This is a genomic window from Stenotrophomonas maltophilia (assembly GCF_006970445.1).
Taxonomy (GTDB): domain Bacteria; phylum Pseudomonadota; class Gammaproteobacteria; order Xanthomonadales; family Xanthomonadaceae; genus Stenotrophomonas; species Stenotrophomonas maltophilia_AU.
Genome location: NZ_CP033877.1, coordinates 481,768 through 504,772, shown reverse-complemented (window position 1 = coordinate 504,772; position 23,005 = coordinate 481,768). Strand labels below are relative to the sequence as shown.

Sequence of the window (23,005 nt, the reverse complement as noted above, 5' to 3'; positions counted from 1 at the left end):
GGCTGCGACGAAGGCCGGGAAAGTAGGGATGGAAGCCGTTATGGAAACGCCGGGAACGCGCCTGCGCATTCGCGCTGGCGCTCCCACGGCTCGCCTGCGCAAGCCGTGGGCCCCATCTCACCAGCACCCACACCCCCGCGCCTATGGCGCCGCCCCCTGACTCAGGGGACGGTTGCCCGGACCGAGTGCGGTTGCCGGCCAGCGGCCGGCATTACCGAACGCCGTTATTTGCGCTGGTCGGCGCTGGCATCACGCACGGCGCGGAACGACTCGTCCTTGCTCCAGTTCGGCCAGCTGCGCGCGTTGGCCAGCTGGTTGCCCAGCGTGTACAGCACCTCCAGGTCGCGGGCGGCACCGGCGAACACCCAGTCCGGCTGCCACTCGTCGCCCTGCTGGTGATAGCGCTTGGCGGTGTAGTCCTCGGAGGCCTTCTTGCCCGCGGCCACGCCACCGTCCACCCAGTCCTGGCCGGCTGACCAGGACAGCGCCGGCACGCCACGCTTGGCGAACGGGAAGTGATCGGAGCGGAAGAACAGGCCCGCTTCCGGCTTCGGGTCCGGCGTGTAGCGGATATCCCAGCCCTTGGCCACGTCCTTCAGCTGGTCCAGCAGTTCGAAGCGCGCGGCACCGTAGATGCCGAAATCACGCGACGGACCGAACGGCGCCATGCCGTCCATGTTGATCACCGCCACGGTCTTTTCCAGCGGGTACAGCGGATGAGTGGCGTAGTACTCCGAACCCAGCAGGCCCTTTTCCTCGGCGGTGACCGCCAGGAACAGCAGCGAGCGCTGCGGGCGCTTTTCCTTGGCGAAGCCGCGTGCCAGCTCGATCAGCGAGGCGGTACCGCTGGCGTTGTCCAGCGCACCGTTGAAGATGCGGTCGCCACGCGCGTCCGGCTCACCCACGCCGATGTGGTCCCAGTGCGCGCTGTAGATGATCGTCTCGTCCGGGTGGCGGCTGCCTTCCAGGCGTGCGGCCACGTTGTGCGAGGTGATCACCTCGGTCTTCACCGCGTACTTCGCGTCCAGGCTGGCGCCGGTCAGCGGCACCGGGGTGAAGTCGCGCTGCTGCGCCTTCTTCTTCAGCGCCTCGAAGTCCTGCCCGGCCGAGCGGAACAGCTCCACCGCGAGGTCGCGCTGGATCCAGCCTTCCAGCAGCGGGTGGCTTTCCGCCGGGTTGTCGCGCACCACGTCGAACATGGTGTTGGTGTTGGAGCCGGCCACGGTGGCCCAGCCGTACGACGCCGGTGCGGTCTCGTGCACGATCAGCACGCCCAGCGCCCCCTGGCGGGCGCCTTCCTCGTACTTGTAGGTCCAGCGGCCGTAATAGGTCATGCCCTTGCCGTCGAAATCACCCTGTCCGGTTTCGAAGTCCGGGTCGTTGATCAGCACGACAGCGATCTTGCCCTTCAGGTCCACGCCCTTGAAGTCGTCCCAGTTGCGCTCCGGGGCTTTCACGCCGTAGCCGAGGAACACCAGCGGGGCCTTGCTGATGTCGACGTTGCTGGCGCCGTTCATGGCGGCGCGCACGGCGATCTGCTTGCCCTGCTCCAGCGGCACGGTCTTGCCACCCTGGTGCAGTGCCAGCTGCGGTGCGCCGACGATGTCGCCCTTGCGCAGCGGCACGGCCTGGGTCCACAGGCGCTTGCCGTCCTTGAGATCGCCGCCCGGCTGCAGGCCGGCGTCGGCAAACTGCTTGCTGAGGTAGGCGATGGTCTTCTCTTCGCCGGCGGTGGCCGGCGAGCGGCCTTCGTAGGCGTCGGAGGCCAGTTCCTTGACGTCGGCGGAGATCCGCGCGCCATCGAATTTCGGGGTGGCCGCCATCAGTGCGCTCGACACCGACAGGGCCAGCACGCCCAGTACCACTCGTTTCATTGCTCTCTCCAGCAGGGAAATCCTTCTGGAGTGTAAGGGGTTCGGCAGGGCTGCGCCCTGCACCTGCAGAAGCCAGGGCAACAGCAACAGCCGAAGCAACAGCGGGAGCTGGCTTCCTGAGGGTAGGCGGGGTGGGTCCGGTTGCGGGGGACGCCGTAAACCCTTCCTTGGGGGCTTGGCCGCGGCTTGCTCGTGTGCGCTGTCCTGCGCACACGGCAAGACCGGGGTTGGGCGTCCTGCCCAACCCGCCCGAGGCATGCCTCGGGCCCATGCCGCGGACACCCCCGCAACCGAACCCACTCCGCCTTCGACAGATTTCTACCGCTGTTGGTAGGTGTCGACCTTGGTCGACACGCACGGAAACAAGAAGGGGTCAGACCCCTTTCCCGGCGGGAAAGGGCTCTGACCCCATCTGTGTGTTGCTTGAGCCTGTTACCAGTTCGGGTCTTCGGCCGGGGCGGCAGCAGGCTTGGGCTTCGGCTTGGCGGCCGGGCGGGCGGCGGCGGCCGGCGCGGTCGAGGCGGTCGCACTGGCGGCGGCAGCCGGCTTGCTGCCCAGCTTCTGGCGCAGTTCGATCTGGCCCGGACGGAAGCCGCCGCGCATCGCGTCGACACCGTCTTCGATGGTGCCGTACGAGGTCTGTGCAGCGACGCGGTCGATACGGATGGTGCAGCACGGGTGTTCGCTGCGGCCCAGCGAGCGGCCGGTCTGCGGGTCCTTCAGCTCCTCGCCCAGGCGCACGGCCTGCCAGCGCTGGCCAGCCTGCACGGTGTCACCGCCCTGGCTCAGCACCACCTGGTCACCGTCCACCGAAACCACCGACACCGGGAACAGCGTGGTGACGATCGTGGTACCGATCTGGCCGGACAGCGATTCCATCATCGCCGCGGCCATGTTGCGGCCGTTGACCACGCGCGGCAGGGTGCTGGGGCCGGTCGAGGCCAGCTGGTGGTCGAAGCTGTCGGACATCACCACCTGGCCGGTGGTGGCATTGACCAGACGCAGGGTGATGCGGCCGCCACCGGAGTACGAGGTCACCTGGCGGTCGGACATGCGCAGGTTGCGCACGCTGCGCGGGTACTCGAAGCGTTCGATGGTCGGGATCAGGATCAGGTCGGTCGCCAGCTGCTGGCCGACGCGTGCGGTGTCCTGCAAGCGCACGTTGCCGCTGTTGATGTGGTCGATCTCGGCCTGCAGTTCGTCGCCGAACTCGCGGTCCAGCACGATGAAACGCTGGGTCTGGGTCAGCGTGTCGGACAGGCGCGCGCGGATCGCGTCGGCCACTTCATCGGCACTCACGCGGCCATCGCCCACGGCATAGCTGCCGGCCTTGGTGCGCGGCAGCGCGACCACGATCTTCGGCTTGCCCTGCTCGTCCGGTGCACGGTACTGGGCGATCTGTGCACGCACGCGCACCTTCCAGTAGCTGCGCATGCTGCGGTGGGTCACGTCGGAATCGAACGAGCTGGCGCCACGCTTGGCATCGACGCTGACCTTCTCGTCGTAGCTTTCCTTGACGCTGGCCGAGCCGCCGGCACCCTTGGCGGTGGCTTCGCCGGAAGCGCTGGCAGATGCCGAGCCCTTGAAGCTCCAGCCTTCATCGCTGGCGCGCACGCGGGCGATGGTTTCCTCGTCCAGCTGCCGCACTTCGTCCTGCGACAGGATTTCATAGCCCAGCACCGCGCCCTGCGAGCCGGCGATCATCTGCTGGGTGAACGCGTCGGCGCGGATATCGCCGACGTGTTCGTCATCCACATCCACATGCAGGCCTGCACGCAGGCTCTGCATCTGGCTGGCCACGCGTACGCCGTTGACCTGCGCCACCGCCGACTGCAGCGCCGCCAGCACCGCCAGTTCCGGGGTGCTGCCGATGCCGTCGGCCTCGCGCGCGACCTGGGTGGTACCGCCGAAATCCGGCGTGCCACGCAGGGGCGCTGCTTCCACTGGCGCATTGCTGGCCAGTGCACTGGTTGCCTTGTCCTTGGCGGGTGTGGGCGCATCGGCGGCCGGGGTGTCCTGCTTGCCGCAGGCTGCAAGCAGCACGGCAGCCAGGCCCAGGCCGATCAAACGGGGGGTCGTACGCATGGGGATTCGCCTCGGATCAGTTCATCTTGTCCAGCTGGCCCAGCATCGAGTCGGCGTTGGACGGCACCTTCACCTTGCTCTTCTTGGCGAAGGTCACGGCCGACTTGGTCGAACCGTACAGGCCCTGGATGAAGCCCGGCGATTCCTTGGCCACCCATGCACCGGCGGCCAGCTTGCGGCCGACGGTAGCCATCTGGGTCGCGCCCAGGTTCTTCATGCCGGCGGTGAAGTTGCTGGCTTCGCCACCCAGCTTCTGCGCTTCGGCAGCCGAGGACAGCAGCGAGACCAGGCCTTCGGCGTAGTGCTGCTTGGATTCAGCGTTCAGCTCCGGCTGCGCGGCCTGGCGCTCGTCGATCGCGGCCTGGGCGGCTTCGCTGACCGACACCGACTTCTTCATCGCATCGACGCTGACCGAACCCGACGACAGCGCCTGGCGCTCGGCTTCCAGCAGCTGCACCTGCTCGGCCAGGCCGAAGGCACGGGCGAACGAGGTCTGGGCCTGCAGCGAGTGCGACTGCGAGCTGACGAAACGACGCACCAGTGCTTCCTGCGCAGCTTCGTTCGGCGCGGCGGCGCTGGAAGTGCTGCTGGAGGAGCCGGTGGAGGCGCCCGTCAGGTCCTTCAGCTTGCCCAGGCCGGCGTGGGCCGGCATCGACAGGGTGGCGGCCGCGATGGCCAGGACAAGAGCGGTATTGCGGATCATGTGAGAGTCCTTTGGGAGAGACGGCCGCGGTGCGGCTCGTGGGGAATCGGTAACCCCGGGCGATGCCGAGCGAGCTCGGCACCCACCGGGGTGGCGGATCAGCGGACCGCCTTGACGTTCAGTTCGTTGATCATCTGCTGGGCGGCCTTTTCGGCAGCCAGCTGCAGGGCATTGGTACGGGCCACGGTTTCATTCGGGCCGGTACCGGAGAACTGCACCGGGCCGACCGACGACACGGTGCGCGGGAAACGACCGGTCACGTCCAGCACCTTGCCGGTGACAGTGACGAACACGCGGGTGTTGCCGCTGGCCGGATCGCGGTCACGCATGCCGACGTCGAGGGTGCCGACGGCGATGTACGGGATGTTGGCCGCGCGGATGCCGTTGGCGGTGTCGCGCAGGGTGGCCGGGGCCAGGTCGTTGCCGGTGCTGAAGTCCTTGCGGATGCGCTCGATGCTGAGCAGGCCGCGCGACTCGCCTTCCACGTATTCGGCTTCAACCACTTCGTAGCCGGCGGCGCTGAAGGCACCGGTCATCGCGGTGTTGACCTCGGCGGCGTTGGCCACCTTCCAGGTGATGTTGTCGGCGCGCGCGGTGGTGCTGCCGCCGCTGGTGACCGACACCGAACCGCTCTGGTTGATGCTGCCGTTGGTGCTGACCGAGTTACCGCGGAAGCTGTCGCCCTCACGGGTGTTCTCGCTGTAGCTGCTGCTGGCGTCGACGCGGCGGTATTCCTTGTCCTGGAACGACTGCACAGTGTCCTGCGAGCGCGCCATGAACAGGAAGGTCAGCAGCGAGCGCTGCGCAGCGGTGGCACCGGCCACGGCCGAACCGGCGTCCAGCTTGGTCTGCAGCAGGGTGGTGTTGATCTCGGCGCGGACGGTGACGCTGTAGGTCTTGGCCTTCTTGTCTTCGGTGTCCGACAACTGCACCGCGCTGAGCACGTAGCGATCGATCTCGCCGATGAACTCGGCGCGGCGTGCTTCGAACAGGCGCAGCTTGGCTGCACCGGTTTCGGCGATGTACGCCTCCAGGGCATTGACCTTGGCCTTGTTCAGGGCCTGGGCGCGGGTGTCGGCACTCAGGCGCAGGCCGTAGCTGGCCGAGCCGGTACCGCGCGAACTCGCGGTCTGCGCAGCGACCGGCGAGGCCACCACCAGCGCGATGAGGATGAGCAGGATGGTACGCATCAACGACATGACTTGATCAACTCCTGGAGGGCTTGGGTCTGCTGCTGCAACGGGCGGCCGCCCGGCTTCTGTTCGTCCAGCCAGGCGCGCGAGTCGGCACGCTTGGCGGCGGCGCCGGCGAAGGCGTCGAAGCCGGCCAGCAGGGTTTCGTAGCTGGCCGACCACTGGTCGACCTGCCACTGCGTGACCGGCACCACCTTGGTGGCACCCTTGCGCAGCGGCTGTTCGAAATAGACCTTGCCCGAGAACGGCTCGGTCACCTTGGCGGTGAAGAAGGCGCCGAACAGCATCGTCTTCATTGCCGGGGTTTCCTCGATCACGCCGTTCTTCAGTGCATCGACCTGCAGGTTGATGACGTAGTCGGGTTCGGGAATCTTCAGCTGGTAGACCTTGCCGTCGGCAAAGCGGGCGGCCATCGCGCCACCGATCGCCTGGCCCGAGGCCGGCGGCAGCAGGCCGACGCCGGTGTTGGACGACAGCGTCTTGGACAGCTCATGGGCCAGGGTGGCGCGCAGCGGCGCGTCCCACTTCGGGTCGGGCAGCTTGGCGCGCACCGCGTCGGACAGGGTCACCCCACCCACCTGCAGGCGACGCATGGCGGCGTCGGGCAGCCGCGCCTGCGCCAGGCTGGCCGCCAGTACCTGCGACAGGCTGGTATCGGCGCCGCCGTACAGCAGATCGGCGACGATCGCGTCGATATCGTCGTTGTCCGGACGGTAGTCCTGCACGTCGATGCGCTGCAGGGTGAGCGGATAGGAGGCGATCACCTGGCGCTCGCGGAAGTCGAAGAACAGCGCCTGCAGCGCCACTTCCACCAGCACCTTGTACTGGTCGCCGATCGGTTCGACCGAGACCAGCTCGCGATCCAGCGCAGCGGCCAGCACGGTGGCGCTGGTGGTGCCGTCGAGCATCGCCACCGGCTGGTCGATCAGCTCCAGGTGCGCCGGTGCACGGCGCTTGAGCGACTGCGCCAGCGTCTGGTTCAGCGGGACCAGGCCACGCCGTTCCAGCACCGCATGCGCATGCGGCGTGGTCGCCTGCACGGCGGCAGCGTCAGCGGTATAGGCAAAACCGGCCCAATAGGCCTGCTGCGATTTGTCCGTGGCCTGCACGGCCATCGGCCATACGGCCAGGCACAGGGCACAGGCAAGCAGGCGCGCAAAAGCGCGCGATGCGCTCTTCGTCCTTGAATACATCCAACCGCTCCTCGGTCAATACGCACGGGTCGCGGACGCTCATGCGTCCGCTGGGCGCGAAACATAGCCGCTCACGGGCCTGCCGACAAGTGCTGCCTTTGTCGGTTCACTCCGTGGGGGGCAGGCCCGCCCGTTGCCGCAGCAGTCCGCGCTCGGCCTGGTTCTGGCTGAGCCGGGCGGCTTCGGCAAATGCATCGCGCGCGTCCTGCTCCCGTCCCAGTGCCTGCAGCAGCTCGCCGCGCACCACCTGCAGCGGCGCGTAGTCGCGCAGGCGCGGATCGACCAGCAGTGGCTGCAGCTGCGCCCACGCGGCGAAGGCACCGTCGCTGCGCAGGATCGCCACCACCCGGTTCAATGCCACCACCGGCGAAGGTTGCACCTGCAGCAGCTGTGTATAGAGCGCAGCAATACGCGGCCAATCGGTGGCGTCAGCGCGACGCGCAGCCGCATGGCAGGCCGCGATGCGCGCCTGCAGCACATAGGGGTCCTGGTCGCCACCGATGGCCAGCGCGCGCGCCAGCACCTGCTGCCCGCGGTCGATCTGCAGCCAGTCCCAGCGCGCACGGTTCTGCTGGTCCAGCAACACCGGCGCACCCTGCGTATTCACGCGCGCCGCTGCGCGCGAGGCCTGCAGTTCCATCAACGCCAGCAGGCCCAGCACCGGCGGCACCGGCAACCGATGCGCCAGGATGCGGGCCAGCCGCAGTGCTTCCTCGCACAGCGCCGGGCGCATCCAGTCATCACCGGCACTGGCCGCATAGCCTTCGTTGAACACCAGATAGATCGCCTCCAGCACCGAGGCCAGGCGCTCCGGCATCGCCTCCGCGCGCGGCACTTCATAGGGCACCTGCTTCTGCGCCAGGGTGCGCTTGGCGCGCACGATGCGCTGGGCGATGGTCGGCTCCGGCTGCAGGAACGCACGCGCGATCTCGATGGTGGTCAGGCCACCGAGCAGGCGCAGGGTGAGTGCCACGCGCGCATCGGCCGGCAGCACGGGATGGCAGGCCACGAACATCAACCGCAGCAGGTCATCGCCCAGGTCATCCTCCAGCGCCTGGCTGTCATCGGGTGCCGGCAGCGCAGCCGGATGCAGTTCCTCGCCCCATTGCGCGTGCTGCTGCGCCACCCGCTGGTGCTGGCGCAGCACATCGATGGCACGGTTGCGCGCGGTGGTCATCAGCCAGGCTCCGGGGTTGTCCGGGATGCCCTGCTCCGGCCAACGCTCCAGCGCGGCCAGCCAGGTGTCCTGGGCCAGCTCCTCGGCACGGCCGACATCGCCACCGAGCAGCCGCGCCAGGCGCGCGATCAGCACTGGCGACTCCATCCGCCAGAGGGTTTCCAGACGCTGCGTCAGTGCGGGCTCGAGCATGCGCCGATCACAGCACGCACGCCCGGCCCGCACAAGCGCCGCAGCTCACGCTTCAACAATCGGCTTGAAGCCGCCCCAGAACATGCGCCGGGTATCGAACGGCATGTCCTTCGGGCCCAGCGACGCCAGCCGCGGGTCGGCCATCACCTTTGCGTTGATGCGGTCGCGTGCCGCGCGCGAGCGGAACACCACGAAGGCGACGATCACCGTTTCGCCCGGCTTCGCCTTGACCGCGCGCGGAAACGAGGTGCTCTTGCCCGGTTCCACATCGTCGGCCACGCATTCCATGTACTGCAGCGCGCCATGGTCCTTCCACACCGCGCCGGCCTTGCGGGCAAGGCGGCGGTAGGCCACCACCTTGTCCTGCGGGCACGGCAGCACGTAAGCATCCACGTAAGCCATGAGGGTTCTCCCTGCGGCGGCCGTCAGCCCGGCTCGCCGTCCATGTGTGCGATTTCCCAGAGATGGCCGTCCAGGTCCTGGAAGCCACGCTGGTACATGAAGCCGTAGTCGCGCGCCGGCTGCGGTTCGCTGGCGCCGGCCGTCAGCGCCTTGTCCACCATCACGTCCACGGCCTTGCGGCTGTCGGCCGACAGGCAGGTGATCACCTCGGTCTGCTGATGCGCGTCAGCAATCGACTTGGTGGTGAACTGCTTGAAGAATGGCTGGGTCAGCAGCATCACGAAGATGCTCTCGCTGATCACCATGCAGGCCGCATCGTCATTGGTGAAGGTCGGGTTGAAGCTGTAGCCCAGCGCAGCGAAGAAGGCCTTGGATGCGTTCAGATCCTGCACGGGCAGGTTGACGAAGATCATCTGCGGTTGTGGTGCACTCATCGGTGAAGCTCCTTGTGGATGGAGAAGACGGAATCAGGGCTGCTTCATGCAGTTGACCATCCACGGCTTGCCGTAGCGGTCGATCAGCATGCCCCAGCGGTGTGCCCAGAACGTTTCGGCGATCGGCATCTGCACCTGGCCACCCTCGGCCAGCGCGGCGAACACGCGTTCGGCTTCTTCGATGCTGTCGACGTCGACATTGATGGTGGTCGAGCCACCTTCACCGCCGCCGGGACCGTCGGCCGCCATCACGATGGCGTTGCCGATCTCCAGCTGGCTGTGCGCAACGTGGTCCAGGGTCTGCGCCGGCATCTCGTTGCAGCCGGGCATGCCATCGGACGGCGGCATGTCGCGGTACTTCATTTCCGAGGTGACCTGGCCACCGAGTGCCTTGGCGTAGAACGCCATCGCGTCGTGGGCCTGGCCGCTGAAGCCGAGGAAGGGAATCAGTCTCATGGCAATACTCCGTGGTGTGGTTCAGGGCAGTAGCGCCGGGTCGTGCCCGGCAGGGAGATGCATCGGGTCAACCTTCCAGCTGTGCACGCAGACGCTGTTCCTGCTGCTGTAATTCGGGGGTGAAGGCTTCACCGAAGTCTTCAGCGGAGATCAAGGGACGCAGTTCCAGCGTGCCGCCACTACCAAACGGCGCACGGCTGGCCCACTCAACGGCCTCTTCCAGCGACCGCACTTCCCACAGCCAGAAGCCGGCGATCTGGTCGCTGGCAGGACCGAACGGACCGGCCTCGACCTTGGGTGTGCCGCTGCCGAAGTGAATGCGGCGGCCGCGCTGGGTGGCATGCAGGCCTTCACCGGCCAGCATGATGCCGGCGGCCACGAGTTGTTCGTTGAAGGCGCCCATTTCGGACAATTCCTGTTCGCTGGGCATGCGGCCGGCTTCGGAGTCGGCGTTGGCCTTCACGATCACCATTACTTTCATTGCGGTCTCCCGTGGGGACGCGGGGTGCGTGCCCTTCACTGGGTACAACGAACCAGGGGGCTGGGAATCGACACGTCTTCTGAAAATTATTTCTTCCGTGGAAAGCGCGCCTTCGGCGGCGATCGGCGAACGGCGGAGCCCCTCCGTGGTGGGGGTGGGTTGGTCGCTGAAAAGCTCGGGTTCATGGGTTTGGCCGGGTGGGTAGGCGGGTCGGGGGACGCCGTAAACCCGTCCCTTGGGGCTTGGCCGCGGCATCCATGCCGCGGACACCCCCGCCCCGCCTACCCACCCGGCCTTGGACAAGTTCCTGTCTCCGCTCCACCACGGGAAGATCAAGAAAAAAAGCAACAGCAACAGCAACAGCAACGGCGGTTGGCTGGCGGCCTCGGCTTTGCGAGCGAAGCGACCCGCTTCTGCTCTTGTTGTTGATTTCCCGTGGTGGTTCGGCGACCGGAATCTGTCAGGGATCGGGCGGGTGGGGTTGGCGGGGTATCCGCGCCATGGATGGCGCGGCCAAGCCTCCAGGGACGGATTCACGGCGTCCCCGCCAATCCCACCCGCCCGATCCACCCTCTGAAACCCAGCTCTCAGCGACCAACCCACCACGGAGGGGCTCCGCCGTTCACCGATCCCCGCCGAAGGCGCGCCTCCCGCGCTGCAACATGCCCACGCGCAATCCTGCGCGATCATGGACCCCCGCCCCCGCCAGGACCGTGCCATGCAGCAGTACCTGCTTCTGATCTACATCGAGCCTGCCCTGCTGCAGGCGCTGCCCACCGAAGAATTCAACGCGCTGATGCGCGACTGCCTCGCCCACGCCGACAAGCTGCAGGCCGAAGGCACGCTGCTGGCCGCGCAAAAGCTGCAGCCGGTCGACACCGCGCAGACCCTGCGCGTGCGCGATGGCCACAGCCGCGTACTGGATGGCCCGTTCGCCGAGACCCGCGAACTGCTGGCCGGCTTCAACCTGATCGTCGCCCGCGACCGTGACGAAGCCATGCGCATCGCCCGCGACTTCCCCTGGGCGCGCTTCGGCAGCATCGAGGTGCGGCCGCTGGAAGACATGGACGCCGAGCGCGAACGCTGCGGCGCCCCGGCTGCCGCTATGGCAGCAGCCGTACTCTGATCTCGCGCGGGCCGACGCCCTCGTTGCCGCTGTAGTCGCGCACGCTGGCGCGCACGATGTACTCGCCCGGCGGCAGCGCCGCCGGCTGCCAGCGCCCCGTTTCCATCAGGCCGTCACGCACGGTGTTGGTGGCCAGGTAACGGAAACGGGTGACCGCGCTGCCATGCACGGTGATGCCGCTGTCCGGTGCGTAGGCCACGCGCACCGCTTCCTTCTGCGGCGGCATGCGGTTGAACACGATGTTCCAGCGCGGCTGCTCGTAGCCCTGCAGCGGCTGTCCAGCGGCATCGAGGATCTGGTAGCCCACCTGGTACATGCCCAGGCGGCGACGCGGCAGGTTGTTGTCGACCTGGTCCCAGGCCTCGATCACGATCTGCACGCCGCGGCCCTGGCGCGCCACCATCACTACGCCGTCGCTGCCCGCCGCCATCGGCTGGTCGTTGTCGTCCAGCAGGGCCACATCGGTGATGCGCGGCGCGAAGTGGTCGGCGTAGTTGTGGAAGCCCAGCGCCACCGCGTTGGTCTCGAAACCGCCGGTACCCACCGCCAGATGCACGTGCGCCTGGTTGTTGATGCTGCCCAGGCGGTCACCGACGTGGATGCGCATGCCACGGCGCACACGCATCCGTTCCAGCTTGCCCTGCTCGTCATACAACGCCTGCCAGCGCGCATCGAACGGCTGGTCGCGCGGGCTGCGGCCGACCCGCATGTGGATGTACTTGAGACGATCCACGGCCAGGCCCTCGGCCTGCTCGCCCAGGTTCCAGGCCGCCACCGGGCTGCTGATCTTGCCGTCGGCGATCGCCAGCACGGTCTGTCCCACATCACCGCGTACATCGAAGCCGCCGTGCAGGTGGTGGCGGCTCTCGCCGGTGAAGTTGCCACGCACTTCGCCCAGCGTACCGACCACTTCGTGCCAGCCCTCCTGCGGTGCCAGCGGCCAACGGCCCCCGGTCTTCGGCAACGCGGCATCGGCGGCCGGGCCGACCAGCGCCGGCGCCGGCAGGTCACCCACCGGCAACGGGCGCAGGCGGTGCAGGCGGTAGCTGGCGGCGTCGGCCACCAGCACGCTGCCATCGGCATCCATCGCCAGGCCACTGGGGCGGGCCAGGCGCGGCAGGCGGCCGTTGCCGACCAGCGCGATCTGGTGGCCTTGCGGCGTCACCTGCACGATGCGGCCATCCAGGTCACCCACGTACAGCACGCCGTCGTGGGTGGTGGCCAGTGACAGCGGCCCATTGATCACGCCACCGGCGGCGACCACGGTGCTGACCGTGCCATCGGCCGCCACCCGGCGAACCGCGTTGTTGAACAGGTCGGCCACCAGCAGCGCACCGTGTGCATCGAAGGCCAGCGCCACCGGCGTATCAAAACGCGCGGCGGCACCCACGCCGTCGGCAAAGCCTGGCCGATCGCCACCGGCCAGGGTGCGCACGCTGCCATCGGTACCGATCACCCGGATGCGATCGTTGAACGTATCGGCCACGTAGACCTGGCCCTGCGCATCCACTGCGATGCCCATCGGCGCATCGAAGCGGGCCTGCGCGGCGGGGCCATCGTCATGGCCCTGTTCGCCACCGGCCAGCGTGGTCACCTGGCCATCGGTGCCGATGCGGCGGATCGCGTGGTTGCCGGTGTCGGCCACATACAGGTTGCCCTGCGCGTCGGCGGCAATGCCCGAGGGCGTATTGAAACTGGCCTGCAGTGCCGGGCCGTCGACGCGTCCCTCGCCCTGCCCGGCCACGGTTTCGATGCGGCCATCGGGCAGTCGGCGACGGATGCGGTTGTTGTCGCCGGCATCGGTGAAGTAGATGCTGCCATCGGCACCGCGCAGCAGCGCGTAGGGATCGGCGAAACGCGCCTGCGCGGATCCACCGTCCCGGTCACCGGGATGGCCGTCACCGGCCAACGGCTCGATCTGTGCGGTCCAGGCCAATGGCGTGGGCGCCGGGCCCGCAGGCTCGGCCAGCGTGTGCAGCGGCGTCTCCCACCAGGTCGCTGCCAATGCCACCGCCGTTGCAGACGCCACCCCTGCCACCATCCATTGCCACCGTGCCATCGTGCTGCGCTGCTCCTGCCTGAAGAGGCACCGACAATAGACGGTGAAGGTGCGATCCGCCACGGCCAATCGTACGGCGGAACAGCAGAGTTCCATGCGCCCTGCTTGTTCTCACTGGCTGCAGCAGGTTCAATGCGGTTCCCACGGATGGAGATTCTCCATGCCCCGCGTTCTCCCCCTCACCGTCCTGCTGCTGGCCGCATTGGCCAGTGCGCCCGCCTCCGCCTCGATCACGGTGGCCCCGCAGAAACCATCAGCCACCGCCGATGCAGTACACGCGGCGTACGCCACGCGCTGGGATGAAGCGATCCAGCAGGCGCGCGGCGGCAACACGCTGGGCGCGCTGATCAGCATGGAGCGGCTGATGGAGGATCCGTTGCTGGACGACTTCGATGCCGAACATCGCGGCCGCGCCTCGCAGGTCGCCGGCTGGACCGCACTGATGCAGAAGAAGCCGGCACTGGCCCGACGCTACCTGCAACAGGCGCAGGAGGCCCTGCCGGAGGATGCACAGATCCTGCTCACCCAGGTGTCGGTGGAACTGTCGGACAACCAGCCGGCCGCAGCCACCACCTTCCTGGTGAAGGCACTGCAGCATGCCGACGCACCGCTGCCGGTCGATCACCACGCCATCAACTACCTGCAGTACCGCCTGCGTGACCAGCCGCAGAAGCGCATGGACCTGCTGCAGGCGCTGTTCGACAACGGCTGGAAGAGCGGCGGCCTGGAACCCACCGGGCTGTGGCTGGCGCTGGCCACGCTGCAGGCCGACAACGGCCGTGGCGACAGCATTCCAGCCACGCTGGCGCGCATCGACAGCCCGGCCGAAATCATCCGCCTGCGCAGCGACAAGCGCTTCGACCGTTATGTCGAACGCGGTGACGCGCGTTTCGATCCGGTGCAGGCGGCACAGCGCCACCTCGATGAACTGCGTGTTTCGGGCCTGCTCGACCGCGCACTGGACGCGCGCATGGCCGAGTTCAGCACCACCCTGCTGATGCTGGACCGCAACGAGGAAGTGCTGTCGTTGACCGAGGGCATGGCCGGTGCCGCCAGCAACGGCGAATCGCCCGCCGCCGCGGAAGCGGAATGGGTGGCCTGGCTGCTCAACAGCCGGCTCACCGCGCTGCGCCGGCTGGGCCGCACCGATGAGGCGCTGGCCACGGCGCAACAGGCCGCACGCATCGGCGCGCTCGGCCCGGATGGTGTCGAGCACCAGATGAATGTCGGCTTCGTGTTCAGTTCGCTGGGGCGTTTGCAGGACGCTGCGCAGGCAGTGAATGACATGCCGGGCCTCGCCGGCTACGGCAAGGCCGCGCAGGCGCTGCTGCAGTTCGCCGCCGCCCGCGAGCGTGGCGATGCCAAGGCACGCGATGCGGCGCGCGCGGTGATCCTGGCCCAGCGCGATGATGCCCGCCTGTTCCATCGCGAAATGCTGCTGGAGGAAGGCAACCTGGACGGGGCCGCCGCCGTGCTGATCGAACAGCTGCGCTCGCCGGTTGAACGCGGTGAAACCCTGGCCAGCCTGCAGGACATGCGCACCTATCCGTCATTGCCGGGCGATGTGCGCATCGATGCCGCGTGGCGTGCACTCAAGCAGCGTGCCGACGTGCAGGCCGAGGTGGCACGCGTCGGCCGCATCGAGCGCTACGACCTGGTCAGCACTTCCACCTCGCGCTGAGTGCCTGCTAGCGCGCAGGCACCTCGGTGCGGATGCCCATGGCTTCGCGGTAGCGTGCGTACAGGGCCATCACCTTGTCCACGTAGGCCAGGGTTTCGGCGTAGGGCGGCACGCCCTTGTAGCGGGTGACTGCACCGATGCCCGCGTTGTAGGCGGCCGCCGCCAACGGGCGGTCGCCGTTGTAGCGGCGCAGCAGCGCGCGCATGTAGCGCGCGCCGCCCTCGATCGACTGCTGCGGCGAGAACGGATCGCTCACCCCGTATTCCTGCGCGGTATCGGGCATCAGCTGCATCACCCCCTGTGCGCCCTTGCTGGATACCGCCAGTGCGTCGAAATTGCTTTCGGCGTGGGCGATGGCACGCAGCCAGGCATCATCGACGCCGGTGGCCTTGGCTGCGGCCTTGAACTGCCTGGCGTGCTGCGCCAGCTGCGGTTTGCCGACCTTGCCCAGGCCTTCGTGCGCCGGCTCGCCCGGCGGCGTGGCTACGGTGAACTTCAGGAACACTCGCGAGCCGGGCAGGTTGCGCGTGGAGTAGACCATCGCCCCGTCCTGTTCGCGTTCGTACAACACGCCGCTGAACACGCCCATGTTGCCCCACAGGTTCGGGGTCTGGACGGCGTTGTCGTCGATCTCCCTGGCGGTACAGCGCGAGCCGGGTTCCGGCGCGGTGGCCAGGCTGACGGTGTTGCCCTGCACGCAGCGGTAGACCGTGCGCGCGGTGGCCAGCCCGGGCCATAGGCTGGGCAGCAGCAACAGCACGAGCAGGAGGGGGCGAGGGGACATGGCGGCCGGATGATCCGGCCGGGCCCGCTAATGTTGGGTGAATGGGGGTCGGCAGGGCTGCGCCCTGCACCTGCGGTAGTGCCGGCCGCTGGCCGGCAACCTCAACAGCAACAGCCGTTTTCCTGCGAGGAGGCGGGGTGGGTCCGGTTGTGGGGGACGCTGCAAGTACGTCCATGTAAGCTCGGTCGCCGCATCCATGCGGCTCACGCCCCCACAACCGGACCCACCCCGCCTTCGACAGCTCCCAGCGGCGGGCAGTAGATCCACGCCATGCGTGGATGAAACGTCCGGAGACAGTGGATCAATCAATGGAACGAAAACGCCGGGTTACTTCGCAGCCCTCCGCCGTACCCAATAGCCCACGCCCAGCAGCACGAACCACGCGGGGCTGGCGATTAGCGCCTGGCGGGTGTCGCCCTGCAGGCTCAGCAGCACCAGCACGCCGGCGAAGAACACCAGGCAGGCCCAGCACATGGCGACGCCACCGGGCATCTTGAAGATCGATGCAGCGTGGCGCTCCGGGTAGCGGCGGCGATAGGCCATGTAGGCCACCAGGATCAGCGACCAGACGAAGATGAACAGCACCGTCGCCAGCGTCGTCACCAGGGTGAAGGCGGTCACCAGGTTGGGAATCAGGTAGATCAGCAGCGTGCCACCCAGCAGGCACAGGCACGAGAACAGCAGGCCACGGGCCGGCACTGCAGCGCGCGACAGTTTCGACAGCCCGCGCGGGGCGTGGCCCTCTTCGGCCAGGCCGTACAGCATGCGGCTGGTGGAGAAGATGCCGCTGTTGGCCGAGGACGTGGCCGAGGTCAGCACCACGAAGTTGATCAGGCTGGCGGCAGCGGGAATGCCGGCCAGCACGAACAGCTGCACGAACGGGCTCTTGTCCGGCACCACCTGGCGCCACGGGGTGACCGCCATGATCGCGATCAGCGCCAGCACGTAGAAGATGATGATGCGCACCGGGATCGAGTTGATCGCCTTGGGCAGGTTGCGCTCGGGGTCGGCGGTTTCGGCGGCGGTGGTGCCGACCAGCTCGATGCCGACGAAGGCGAACACCGCAATCTGGAACCCGGCGAAGAAGCCGACCAGGCCCATCGGGAACATGCCGCCGTCATTCCACAGGTTCGACAGCGACGCGGTGTGGCCGCTGGGTGAGGTGAAGCCCCACGCCACCAGCCCGGCGCCGGTGATGATCAGCGCGCAGATCGCCACGATCTTGATCAGCGCGAACCAGAATTCCATTTCACCGAACAGCTTCACCGTCACCAGGTTCAACGCCAGCAGCAGCATCACGCAGGCCAGCGCCGGTTTCCAGGCTTCAAGCCCGGGAAACCAGAACTGCGCATAGGCGGCGATCGCGATCACGTCGGCAATGGCGGTGACGATCCAGCAGAACCAGTACGTCCATCCACAGAAGAACCCGGCCCACGGGCCGAGCAGGTCGGTGGAGAAATCGATGAAGGATTTGTACTGCAGGTTGGACAGCAGCAGCTCGCCCATCGCGCGCATCACGAAGAACAGCATCGCGCCGATGATCAGGTAGACGAAGACAATGGACGGGCCGGCCAGGCTGATGGTCTTGCCTGACCCCATGAACAGGCCGGTACCGATGGCACCGCCGATGGCGATCAGTTGCAGGTGGCGGTTGGACAGGCTGCGGCGCAGGTGCTCGGGGGGCGTTGCGGGCTCGGTCATGGGCGCGGGCAAAAGGGCGGGCGAAGCGTCCGACGGTAGTCCTCCACGGCGCCGAGCGCCAGCGCCGGACGACCCCATTGCGTCAAAGCGGGCCGCTTTCACCACATTGTGACCGAATACCGTATTGATCCCATTCCGCCCGGCCCGGCGCCATGCTCAGATAGCCGCACCTGCCCAAGGACCGGCCCGACCATGCGCCCTGCCCCGCCCGCCCCGCTGGAGCCCCGGCCATGAGCCGCCTGCGCGTCATCATCGGCGGCACCGCGCTGGCCCTGCTGGCCGCTGCGGTGCCGATCGCCGTCATGGCCTATGCCACCTGGGACCGCGCGATCAGCGTCGAACAACAGCGGCTGCGCGACATCGCCGACCGTACCCTGCGCCGCTCCGACCTGTCCTACCAGGAAGCGCTGGCGGCACTGAAATCGGCCGAGGCCGGTGGCTACGTACCCTGCAGTCCCGAGCACATCCGGCGCCTGCAGACCCTGGTGATGACCACCCCATCGATCGACCAGATGGGCTACTTCGAAGGCGGCAAGCTGCGCTGCACCTCCTGGGGACCGTTCCTGTCCGACGTGGATCAGCCCACGCCGGACCACGTCACCAGCGATGGCGCCGGCATCGCGGTGGATGTGCGCCCGGAAAACAGCGGGCGCCGCCAGGTGCTGGCGGTCCTGTATGGGTCCTACGACGCACTGGTGGACCCGCGCCGCTTCGTCGATGTCATTGCCGACCCGAATGTGCGGCTGGCGCTGGCCAGCCCCGATGGACGCCTGTTGGCCAAACAGCCAGGCCTGGATCCGGACCTGCTGCAGGCACTGCTGCGCGACCCTGGCGAAGGTCTGGATCACAGCACCCTGTTCGCCACCGCGCGCAACGAGGAATGGCTGGCCATCGCCACCACACCGCGCACCGCGCTGGCCGCGGCCTTCCGCCAACAGGCATGGCTGTACGTGCCGGTGGGCCTGCTGCTGGCCGCCGCGGGGGCCGGCCTGGTGATCTGGCTGTCGCGGCGCCGCCTGTCGCTGCGCGGTGAACTGGCCACGGCCATCCGCCGCCGCGAGCTGTACCTGCATTACCAGCCGATCATCGAACTGGACACCGGCATCTGCGTCGGTGCCGAGGCGCTGGTGCGCTGGCAACGCCCGGATGGCACCCAGGTGCGGCCGGACCTGTTCATTCCGCTGGCCGAAGAGGCCGGCATGATCGCCGACGTCACCGACCTGGTGATCGAGAACGTGGTGCGCGACATGCGCGAGCTGCTGGTGGCCGACCGCAGCGCGCACATCGCGATCAACCTCGCCGCGGAAGACATCAGCAGCGGCCGCGCCCTGAAGATGATTTCCCGGCACATGGCCGGCAGCGGCATCCTGCCGCAGCAGATCTGGATGGAGGCCACCGAACGCGGCTTCCTCGACCTGGACCGCGCGCGCACCATGCTCGCCGCCGCCCGCCGCGCCGGCCACAGCGTGGCCATCGACGATTTCGGCGTCGGCTTCTCCAGCCTGCAGTACCTGGAGCAGCTGCCACTGGACGCGCTGAAGATCGACAAGTCGTTCATCGATGCGATCGATACCGAGAGCGCGACCAGCCCGGTCACGCCGCACATCATCGACATGGCCAAGGAGCTGGGCCTGTGGGTGGTGGCCGAGGGCGTGGAAACCGAAGCGCAGCTGGCCTACCTGCACAGCCGGCACGTGGAATTCGGTCAGGGCTGGTTGTTCTCGCGGCCGCTGCCGCGTGATGAATTCGTCGCTTTCCATCACAAGCGGCAGCAGCAGTACGGCGCTGCACGCGAGCACATGCAGAACCCGCGCAGCGTGCCGATCGAGCAGGTACCGCTGGAATAAAGCGAAAGCATGGCCCACGGTAGTGCCGGCCGCTGGCCGGCACCGCGCCATCATTGATCGGCGCCTACGCCCACGCCTTCGGCCGTGCCAGCAGCCACGCCACGGTCACCGCCAGCAACAGCAACGGCAGCCATCCCAGCTGGCTCGTGCCGCTGGCCTGCAGCAGCACGCCGCCTGCCACGCCGCCGGCAGCAATGGCCAGGTTCCAACCAGTCACCAGCATCGACTGCGCCAGATCCGCAGCGGCCCCGGCGCGTCGTGCCAATGCGGTCTGGAACAGGGTCGGCACGGCGCCGAACGCCACGCCCCACAGGATCGTCGCCAGCAGCAGCGCACTCGCCACGCCCGGCCACACCAGCAAGGCCAGCACCGGCACGATGAAACCGACTACCGCCGCCCACACCAGTACATGCAGGTGGCGATCCACGCCCCAGCCAGCAATACCGATGCCGGCAATCGCCGCCACGCCGAAGGCGAGCAGCAGCCGGTCCAGCCATGCACCGGCCCCCGCGTCGACCGCCAGCGGCTCGATGTACGTGTACAGCACGTTGTGTGCCAGCACGTACAGCACCATCACCAGCAGCGTGCTGCGCACGCCGGGCATCCGCCAGACCGTGGCCAGCGAGGTGCGCTGGCCGGCACCGGCCGCTGGCAGCGCCGGCAGTGTCCACCGCGCGTATACCAGCAGTCCCACGCCCAGCACGCTCATCAACGCGAACGCCCAGCGCCAGCCGATCTGCTGGCCAAGCAGCGTGCCGGCCGGCACCCCCAACGACAGCGCCAAGGGTGATCCCACCATCGCCACCGCGATCGCCCGCCCCTGCAACGAGGGCACCACCATGCGCGCCGCGTAACCGGCCACCAGCGACCACAGCAGGCCACCGCTCACGCCGGCCAGGAACCGCGCGGCGAGGATCAGCGCATAGCTGCTGCTCAGCGCAGTCAACGTGTTGACCACCACGAAGCCGGCAATGGCGGCCAGCAGCAACGGACGCCGCGGCAGGCGCTGGGTCAGCGCGGTCATCGGCAGTGCAGCCATCACCGAGCCCAGCGCGTACACGCTCACCAGCTGGCCGACCGCCGCATCACTCACGCCCAGGCTTTCGCCCATCGGCCGCAGCACGCCGGCCGGCAGGGTCTCGGTCAGCAGGGTGATGAAGCCACCGCCGGCCAACGCCAGCAGGCCCGCCCACGGCAAACGCGTGGCCTCACCGGCCGGGCTGGCCGCATCGATGGCGTGGCCGCTCATCGTACAGTCTCCAGATCGGCGTACACCGCATCACGCAGCTCATCGACGAAGGCCCCATCCATGCCTTCGTACAGGGTGTTGGTCAGTGCCACCACGCTCAGCCCACGCGACGGGTCGACGAACCAGCTGTGCCCATAGGCGCCGCCCCAGCGCCAAGTCCCTTCGCGCTGCGGCGTTCCGCTGGCAGTGGCATCGCGCAGCACCGCAAAGCCCAGCCCGAAGCCCCAGCCGGCCGGTTCCGGCGGCCCCTGCTCACCCACCTGCGGGCTGGCCATCTCTGCCGCCAGCGCGGGCGGTAGCAGGCCGGAGCGCTGCACATCACGCAGCGCCTCCAGCACCGACATCACTTCATCGGCAGTCCCCACCAGGCCGGCGCCGGCGGAAGCGAAACGGCTGGCATCAAGGGCACGCGCAAGGCTGTACTCGATGCCGACCGTACCTTCGAACGGCGCGACCACCTCGCCTTCGCGCAGGCGATGCGGCTGCGGCGTGTCGCTCACATAGGGCGTGGCCAACCGCGAGGCATCGCGCGTGGCGAAGGCGGTATCGCGCAGGCCCAAGGGGGCGGCCAGCAAACGCTCGAACAGCACCTGCAGCGTTTCTCCGGTCGCCGCTTCGGCCACCGCACCGGCCACGTCCACGCCCAACGAATACAGCCATTGGCTGCCCGGCTCGAACAGCAGCGGTGCCTGCGCGATGCGGCGTACGTTCTTGGCCAGGGAAAGCGGGTTCGCATCCAGGCCATCGCTGACCCCAGCACGCGCATAAGGGCCGTCCGCATCGGCTTCCAGGAAGCGATAGCCCAGCCCGCTGCTGTGGCTGAGCAGCTGACGCAGGTTGATCGACGGCGTGCGGCCATCGGCCAGCGCGGGGCGGAACTCCGGCAGCCAACGCTGCACCGGCGCATCGAGGTCGAGCACGCCCTCGGCCACCAGGCGCAGGATCACCGTGGTCAACAGCGGCTTGCTGACCGATGACAGCCGGAACATCTGGTCGCGCCGCATCGGCATCGCCGACTCGCGATCAGCCAGCCCGGTCGCGCTGGCATGGCGCAGCACGCCGTGCTCACGCACCAGCACCACCGCGCCGACCAGGCGCAGCGGGTGGACCTGCTGCAGCAGCCGCTGCACCGAAGGCAGCGCCGGCGCGGGTTCAAGGGAAAGAACGGCATTCATCGCGGTGATCCGTGGGGAGAGGCCCGCCACGTTAGGCAGCACGGCACGGCGCAAAAAGCCGGTTGCCGCTCCGGGCATCATGGACCGTGCAGTCCGCAATCGGCATCATGCCCGGAACTGCAAGGCCGCAACGGCCGGCGACCCGCCCCGCACCACAGTGTTGCGGTGGCGGCGCCGCCCGTCGCGATCACGCGCCCCTACCCTGCTGCTTTCATTGCCCGTACGCCCATGTCAGTCCTGGACAACCTCGCCAACCTGCAGACCTTCGTCCACGCCGCCGACACCCGCAGCTTCGTCGAGACCGGTCGCCTGCAGGGCATCTCCGCCTCGGCCGCCGGCAAATGCGTTGCGCGGCTGGAGCACGCACTGGGCGTGCGCCTGTTCCACCGCAGCACGCGCAGCATCACGCTCACCGCCGAGGGCCAGCTGTTCCTGGCGCGCTGCCGGCGCATCCTCGACGAGCGCGATGCCGCGCGCACCGAACTGGCACAGCCGCACGCCACGCCTCGCGGCACGCTGCGCATCGGCCTGCCGTTGGTGGGCGACCTCACCCTGCCGTTGATGGCCGAGTTCATGGCGGCGTATCCGGACATCCGCCTCGACCTGGATTTCAGCGACCGGCTGGTCGATGTCATCGAGGAGGGTTTCGACGCCGTGCTGCGTGTCGGCGAACCCAGCGACTCACGCATGAACGCACGTCGCCTGGGCGTGTTTCCACGCCGCATCGTTGCCTCGCCGGCGTACCTGCAGCGCCGCGGCACGCCACGCACGCCGGCCGACCTGTTGCAGCACACGTTGCTGCACTACCGCTTCCCCAGCACCGGCAAGCTGGAACTGTGGCCGATCCACTGGCCCGACCACGAAACACCGCAGGAACTGCCGGTGCACATGGTGGCCAACACCATCGAGGCACGGGTCGCGCTGGCGCTGCACGATATCGGGCTGGCCTTCGTACCGGTGCACTCGGTGCGCGACGCGCTGGCAGACGGCCGCCTGGTCACCGTGCTGGACGAACACGTGCATTCCTGCGGCATCTTCCACCTGCTGTGGCCCTCGGGCCGCCACGTACTGCCGAAGCTGCGGGTGTTCATCGACTTCGTCAGCGCCCGCCTGGAAACCGTGCCGTAGCCGCGATCGATCCACCCCATGCCCGACCCACCGTAGATCCACGCCATGCGTGCCTCGTGCAGTAG

The 23,005-nt window shown here is 68.2% G+C and carries 19 protein-coding genes; 4 read left to right on the top strand and 15 right to left on the bottom strand.

Translation table 11 applies throughout. From position 1 onward, the window contains the following. Positions 1-224: 224 nt before the first annotated feature. The 10 genes from EGM71_RS02250 to EGM71_RS02205 all read right to left on the bottom strand — a co-directional run bounded on the left by EGM71_RS02250 (position 225) and on the right by EGM71_RS02205 (position 10,190). Positions 225-1,874: a M28 family metallopeptidase gene (locus tag EGM71_RS02250; RefSeq protein WP_188487529.1), complete on the bottom strand. Its 1,650-nt coding sequence runs from the start codon at positions 1,872-1,874 to the stop codon at positions 225-227. 432 nt (positions 1,875-2,306) lie between these two features. Then, positions 2,307-3,959: a CsgG/HfaB family protein gene (locus tag EGM71_RS02245; RefSeq protein WP_188487527.1), complete on the bottom strand. Its 1,653-nt coding sequence runs from the start codon at positions 3,957-3,959 to the stop codon at positions 2,307-2,309. Positions 3,960-3,975: 16 nt separating this feature from the next. Beyond that, entirely contained in the window at positions 3,976-4,662 is a 687-nt protein-coding gene (locus tag EGM71_RS02240) for a hypothetical protein (protein ID WP_014035819.1), read from the bottom strand. 98 nt (positions 4,663-4,760) lie between these two features. Next, positions 4,761-5,861, bottom strand: coding sequence for a hypothetical protein (locus EGM71_RS02235; RefSeq protein WP_188487525.1), 1,101 nt, complete (start codon positions 5,859-5,861; stop codon positions 4,761-4,763). Continuing rightward, positions 5,852-7,048: a hypothetical protein gene (locus EGM71_RS02230; RefSeq protein ID WP_188487523.1), complete on the bottom strand. Its 1,197-nt coding sequence runs from the start codon at positions 7,046-7,048 to the stop codon at positions 5,852-5,854. The genes EGM71_RS02235 and EGM71_RS02230 overlap by 10 nt, the downstream gene beginning before the upstream one ends. A 106-nt stretch (positions 7,049-7,154) precedes the next feature. Next, on the bottom strand, positions 7,155-8,417 hold the full coding sequence (locus EGM71_RS02225) for an RNA polymerase sigma factor (protein WP_188487521.1): 1,263 nt from the start codon (positions 8,415-8,417) through the stop codon (positions 7,155-7,157). A gap of 45 nt (positions 8,418-8,462) precedes the next feature. Next, on the bottom strand, positions 8,463-8,819 hold the full coding sequence (locus EGM71_RS02220; protein WP_188487519.1) for a DUF1428 domain-containing protein: 357 nt from the start codon (positions 8,817-8,819) through the stop codon (positions 8,463-8,465). A 23-nt stretch (positions 8,820-8,842) separates the two neighbouring features. Continuing rightward, positions 8,843-9,253, bottom strand: coding sequence for a VOC family protein (locus tag EGM71_RS02215; protein ID WP_188487517.1), 411 nt, complete (start codon positions 9,251-9,253; stop codon positions 8,843-8,845). Between the two features lie 33 nt (positions 9,254-9,286). Further along, positions 9,287-9,709, bottom strand: a complete 423-nt coding sequence (locus EGM71_RS02210) for a VOC family protein (protein WP_014035813.1) — start codon at positions 9,707-9,709, stop codon at positions 9,287-9,289. Positions 9,710-9,776: 67 nt separating this feature from the next. Further along, positions 9,777-10,190, bottom strand: a complete 414-nt coding sequence (locus EGM71_RS02205; protein WP_188487515.1) for a YciI family protein — start codon at positions 10,188-10,190, stop codon at positions 9,777-9,779. A gap of 718 nt (positions 10,191-10,908) precedes the next feature. Between EGM71_RS02205 and EGM71_RS02200 the strand changes: the two genes are divergently transcribed. Beyond that, positions 10,909-11,316 carry a YciI family protein gene (locus tag EGM71_RS02200; protein WP_005412102.1) on the top strand — a complete coding sequence of 136 codons (408 nt, stop codon included), beginning with the start codon at positions 10,909-10,911 and terminating at the stop codon, positions 11,314-11,316. On the opposite strand, the gene EGM71_RS02195 is transcribed toward EGM71_RS02200, so the two are convergent. Further along, positions 11,294-13,375: an NHL repeat-containing protein gene (locus tag EGM71_RS02195; RefSeq protein ID WP_188487513.1), complete on the bottom strand. Its 2,082-nt coding sequence runs from the start codon at positions 13,373-13,375 to the stop codon at positions 11,294-11,296. The two genes, EGM71_RS02200 and EGM71_RS02195, sit on opposite strands and share 23 nt — an antisense overlap. 160 nt (positions 13,376-13,535) lie before the next feature. On the opposite strand from EGM71_RS02195, the gene EGM71_RS02190 reads away from it, so the two are divergent. After that, the gene (locus EGM71_RS02190; RefSeq protein ID WP_188487511.1) at positions 13,536-15,056 is read left to right on the top strand and encodes a hypothetical protein; all 1,521 of its coding nucleotides are present in this window, start codon (positions 13,536-13,538) and stop codon (positions 15,054-15,056) included. A 7-nt stretch (positions 15,057-15,063) separates the two neighbouring features. Here EGM71_RS02190 and EGM71_RS02185 read toward each other — a convergent pair whose 3' ends face one another. Both EGM71_RS02185 and cycA read right to left on the bottom strand, forming a co-directional pair. Beyond that, the gene (locus EGM71_RS02185) at positions 15,064-15,840 is read right to left on the bottom strand and encodes a lytic transglycosylase domain-containing protein (RefSeq protein ID WP_188487509.1); all 777 of its coding nucleotides are present in this window, start codon (positions 15,838-15,840) and stop codon (positions 15,064-15,066) included. A gap of 327 nt (positions 15,841-16,167) precedes the next feature. Next, a complete protein-coding gene (gene cycA, locus EGM71_RS02180; RefSeq protein WP_049444868.1) occupies positions 16,168-17,541 on the bottom strand; it encodes a D-serine/D-alanine/glycine transporter in 1,374 nt (457 codons plus the stop codon). A 230-nt stretch (positions 17,542-17,771) separates the two neighbouring features. Between cycA and EGM71_RS02175 the strand changes: the two genes are divergently transcribed. Beyond that, positions 17,772-19,388 carry an EAL domain-containing protein gene (locus EGM71_RS02175; protein WP_188487505.1) on the top strand — a complete coding sequence of 539 codons (1,617 nt, stop codon included), beginning with the start codon at positions 17,772-17,774 and terminating at the stop codon, positions 19,386-19,388. Positions 19,389-19,452: 64 nt separating this feature from the next. On the opposite strand, the gene EGM71_RS02170 is transcribed toward EGM71_RS02175, so the two are convergent. Together EGM71_RS02170 and EGM71_RS02165 are read right to left on the bottom strand one after the other, a co-directional pair. Continuing rightward, complete coding sequence (locus EGM71_RS02170; protein WP_188487503.1) at positions 19,453-20,637, bottom strand: MFS transporter; 1,185 nt, start codon at positions 20,635-20,637, stop codon at positions 19,453-19,455. Beyond that, positions 20,634-21,812: a serine hydrolase domain-containing protein gene (locus EGM71_RS02165; RefSeq protein WP_188487501.1), complete on the bottom strand. Its 1,179-nt coding sequence runs from the start codon at positions 21,810-21,812 to the stop codon at positions 20,634-20,636. The genes EGM71_RS02170 and EGM71_RS02165 overlap by 4 nt, the downstream gene beginning before the upstream one ends. A 228-nt stretch (positions 21,813-22,040) precedes the next feature. Between EGM71_RS02165 and EGM71_RS02160 the strand changes: the two genes are divergently transcribed. Further along, positions 22,041-22,940 (top strand): LysR family transcriptional regulator, encoded by a 900-nt coding sequence (locus EGM71_RS02160; RefSeq protein WP_188487499.1) that lies wholly within the window; start codon positions 22,041-22,043, stop codon positions 22,938-22,940. The last annotated feature ends 65 nt before the right edge of the window (positions 22,941-23,005 follow it).